General features: G+C 45.1%; 4 protein-coding genes. All 4 read left to right on the plus strand.

The window, feature by feature from the left end; all coding sequences use genetic code 11:
• The first annotated feature begins 440 nt into the window (after positions 1–440).
• Entirely contained in the window at positions 441–1,601 is a 1,161-nt protein-coding gene (gene sucC, locus AC1DSE_RS30450; RefSeq protein ID WP_076268348.1) for an ADP-forming succinate--CoA ligase subunit beta, read from the plus strand.
• A 59-nt stretch (positions 1,602–1,660) separates the two neighbouring features.
• Positions 1,661–2,593, plus strand: a complete 933-nt coding sequence (gene sucD, locus AC1DSE_RS30455) for a succinate--CoA ligase subunit alpha (RefSeq protein ID WP_477528718.1) — start codon at positions 1,661–1,663, stop codon at positions 2,591–2,593.
• A 177-nt stretch (positions 2,594–2,770) separates the two neighbouring features.
• Positions 2,771–3,904: a DNA-processing protein DprA gene (gene dprA, locus AC1DSE_RS30460; RefSeq protein WP_477511430.1), complete on the plus strand. Its 1,134-nt coding sequence runs from the start codon at positions 2,771–2,773 to the stop codon at positions 3,902–3,904.
• A gap of 28 nt (positions 3,905–3,932) precedes the next feature.
• On the plus strand, positions 3,933–4,667 hold a 735-nt coding region (locus AC1DSE_RS30465; protein ID WP_477528719.1), incomplete at its 3' end, for a type IA DNA topoisomerase.

Below are 4,667 nucleotides of genomic sequence, written 5' to 3' on the forward strand. Positions count from 1 at the left end.
TTGGGGTAGGCCACTGGAAATATCAACCTCAACCGAGATGCTTTTACCATCTACTCCATAAACGCTTGCGCTCTGAATTAAACTAAACACGACAAAAAGCACCCCCATATGTATGAATGAAGGTGCTTCCTTACGATTCCGTTCCATCGTTATGAATTTGCCAATATCATAATTTAGTTATCTTCGCATTGTCAATATTTAAAATGTTTCGGGTATGATTTTTAGGATTGGGTCATACTAAATGGCGTGGTATTTTCCCTTATAAAACGAGCATTTCAGCTGGTTTTATCGCTTTAATCTCATTTTGAGATGAAACCCATATCAAAAAAGCCGTATTAATTATGTGTGAAAGTAAGGTAACTGGCGGGGAAAGGTGCTACAATAATAGAGGTTTGTGTACATATGACTGATTTCAGTCTGTGAAATGGAGGATTTCAACAATGAATATCCATGAATATCAAGGGAAAGCGGTCCTTAAACAGTATGGTGTCGTCGTACCTGAAGGTAAAGTAGCCTTCACTGTAGACGAAGCTGTTGAAGCGGCTAAATCGCTCGGAACAAAGGTTGTTGTCGTGAAAGCACAAATTCACGCTGGCGGCCGTGGTAAAGCGGGCGGAGTTAAAGTAGCAAAAAATCTTGATGAAGTGCGCGCTTATGCTAGTGAGATTCTAGGTAAGGTGCTTGTTACGCATCAAACAGGTCCAGAAGGTAAGGAAGTCAAACGTCTTCTGATCGAAGAAGGCTGCGACATTAAGAAAGAATATTATATCGGCGTAGTATTAGACCGTGGTACAGGTCGTGTCGTTATGATGGCTTCGGAAGAGGGCGGCACTGAGATTGAAGAAGTTGCTGAACACTCCCCGGAGAAAATCATTAAGGAGATCGTTGATCCTGCTGTTGGCTTGCAAGCGTTCCAAGCGCGCAAACTAGCTTATGCAATCAACATTCCTAATGAGCTTGTTAACAAAGCAGTTAAGTTCATGATTTCTCTTTACACTGCTTTTGTTGAGAAAGATGCATCCATTGCAGAAATCAATCCGCTTGTTGTAACTGGCGACGGACAAGTTATTGCTCTTGATGCTAAATTGAACTTCGACTCAAACGCTCTTTATCGTCACAAAGATATCGTTGAGCTTCGCGATTTGGAAGAAGAAGACGCAAAAGAAATTGAAGCGTCCAAATACGACCTTAGCTACATCGCTCTTGACGGCAACATCGGTTGCTTGGTCAACGGTGCAGGCCTAGCGATGGCAACAATGGATATTATCAAATATTACGGCGGCGACCCTGCCAACTTCCTAGACGTAGGGGGCGGTGCTACAGCTGAGAAGGTAACAGAAGCGTTCAAAATCATTTTGTCTGATGAAAAAGTTAAAGGTATTTTCGTTAACATTTTCGGCGGCATTATGCGTTGTGACGTAATTGCAAATGGCGTTGTCGAAGCAGCGAAGCAAGTCGGTCTTGACCGTCCGCTCGTTGTTCGTCTAGAAGGTACTAACGTAGACCTCGGCAAAACTATTTTGAAAGAATCGGGATTGAACATCGTGGCTGCGGATTCCATGGCGGACGGCGCGCAGAAGATTGTCGCTCTCGTGAAATAAGATAACTTGCTGTGTGGCATAGGCCGCATACGAATTCATTCAGGGGATGTGAGTTAAGAGTGAGCATTTTGGTTAATAAAGATACAAAAGTCATTACCCAAGGTATTACAGGAGCAACTGGCTTGTTCCATACCAAAGGCGGATTGGAATACGGTACGCAAATGGTCGGCGGCGTAACACCTGGTAAAGGTGGCACAAACGTTGATATTACACTTGATAACGGCACGCTCGTATCATTGCCTGTTTTCAACACGGTTGCTCAARCAAAAGCTGCTACTGGCGCTAATGCTTCAGTTATCTATGTACCACCTGCATTTGCTGCAGATGCAATCATGGAAGCGGTTGACGCTGAGCTTGATCTTGTTATCTGTATTACAGAAGGCATTCCCGTGCTGGATATGGTAAAAGTTAAACGTTACATGGACGGCAGCAAAACCGTTCTTATCGGACCTAACTGCCCAGGCGTAATTACGCCGGATGAATGCAAAATCGGCATTATGCCTGGTTACATTCATACAGCTGGACATGTTGGCGTAATTTCTCGCTCAGGAACATTGACTTATGAAGCGGTTCATCAATTGACGACTCGTGGAATTGGACAATCTTCTGCAGTAGGAATCGGCGGCGACCCGGTTAAGGGCTCTGAGTTTATCGATATCTTGAATCTTTTCAATGAAGATCCAGATACCTACGCGGTTATCATGATTGGTGAAATCGGCGGTACAGCAGAGGAAGAAGCTGCTGAGTGGATTAAAGCAAACATGAAAAAACCAGTTGTCGGCTTCATTGGCGGCGCAACAGCGCCTCCGGGCAAACGGATGGGACATGCTGGCGCAATCATTTCCGGTGGTAAAGGAACAGCTGCTGAAAAAATCGCAACGCTTGAAGCTTGCGGCATTAAAGTAGCTCCAACACCATCTGAGATGGGTTCAACGCTTGTGAGTGTTCTTGAAGAGCAAGGCCTTCTTGAAAAATGTATCACTCGCAAATAATTATATAGTTTGATCTAAGGTAAGCAACCTTTCAACGACCCGATAACGGGAGTTGGAAGGTTGCTTTTTTTTTTGCGGATTGCCATTATTTTATCGGCTGACTTGCATTCTTATGCTATCTACCGCACAATAGATAAGTATGTAGGCCAGCCCGAGTAGAGAAGGGGCTTGGTACTGATGACTAAAAAACAAGATATTCGTAGACAAATGGTTATTGCCTTTCACGAAATTCCTGGCATCGGATGGCATGCAATTCAGAAGGCTGTTCACCATGAATTTTGGAATAAACGATCATGGAGCATAGAAGATTTACTTGCTATAGGCCTGCATCGTGGTCAAGCGAAAGCAGCGGCTGAACGTTATGCAGAGCGGCCATGGATTTTGACAGAAGATCCGTCAGAAGCAGTTGCTGTAGTAAATGCAATCGCATTAACGCCTTATGATACCGAATATCCGAAAATTTTAAGAGAGATTGCACAGCCGCCTTGGGTCTTGTATGCTAGAGGACGTCTTGAGCTGCTGCAGCGTCCAGCAATTGCAGTAGTAGGTACAAGAGTGCCGACCGCATATGGCAGGCAATCAGCGACTACGCTGGCACAGGAGCTTTCCTCTGCTGGCTTGACGGTGGTTAGCGGCCTAGCCAAAGGTGTCGATAGCAAAGCTCATGAAGCAGCGTTGTACGGAGCGGGAGGAACGATTGCTGTTCTGCCTACGCCTATTGATAAGTGTTATCCAACTGAGAATCTATCATTGTTTCACAAAATTGCCGAGCATGGCTTGCTCGTCTCAGAAACGCCGATCGGTACTCCGCTGCATCCTGGACAATTTCCACAGCGCAATCGTATTATTGCGGCATTATCTGTAGGAACGGTTATTGTGGAAGGCGCAACGAAGAGTGGCTCTCTGATAACAGCACAGCATGCGATGGACATGTCTCGGGAGTTGTTTGCTGTACCCGGTCCAAACTCATCGCCTAAGAGTGAGGGGCCAAATGCGCTCATCAAACGCGGAGAAGCAAAGCTTATTAGCTGCGTTGAAGATATTATCGATGAGCTGAATTGGCTGCCGGAAGCGCTTAAAGCTTACAAGGAAGCAGATGCAGCGAGCAAGTCCGAACAGGAATTAAATAAGCCAGAGCTCACGCCTGAGGAGAGTAAATTGATTGCTTTTTTGCGAGATCAGCCCTTATCTATTAATGAGTTGCACGAGCTCTCCGCCTTCCCGTTTGGACATTTGAACGCACTTCTGCTAAATTTATGTATAAAACGCAAAATTGAATTGCAGCCCGGATCAATATATATTGCTTTATAGCTTGCAATGGAGAGAGGAGGCGCCTTACATGGCAGATTCTTTAGTTATCGTCGAATCACCCGCGAAAGCCAAAACGATTGGTAAATATCTTGGCAGTAAATATATCGTTAAAGCTTCTATGGGACATATTCGCGATTTGCCCAAAAGCCAGATCGGCGTCGAGGTTGAAAATGATTTTAATCCTAAATACATAACCATACGCGGCAAAGGCAGCATTCTCAAGGAATTGAAGGATGCCAGCAAAAAAGTGAAACACGTCTTTCTAGCAGCCGATCCGGATCGCGAAGGTGAAGCGATTGCTTGGCATTTGGCGCATTATTTGGAGCTGGATGAGACCGATACTTGCCGCGTTGTATTTAATGAAATTACGAAACAGGCCGTGAAGGATGCTTTTAAGACACCGCGCAAAATTAATATGGATTTAGTTAACGCGCAGCAGGCGAGACGGATTTTGGACCGATTGGTTGGTTACAAGATTAGTCCGCTTCTTTGGAAAAAAGTGAAGAAGGGCTTGTCTGCCGGCAGAGTTCAATCGGTTGCCGTTAAGCTCATCATCGATCGTGAGAACGAAATCGATGCATTCATCCCTGAGGAATACTGGTCCATCACTGCGAAGCTGACTCATGCAGGAATTCCTTTTGATGCGAAATATCATTCCATTCTTGGAGAAAAACGTGAGTTAGGCAAGGAAGCTGACGTTGAGGAAGTTCTACAAGCGATGAAGGGCAGCAAGCTCACAGTCTCTGACGTGAGAGAGAAGGAG

This window comes from Paenibacillus sp. 01L418, from assembly GCF_056400045.1.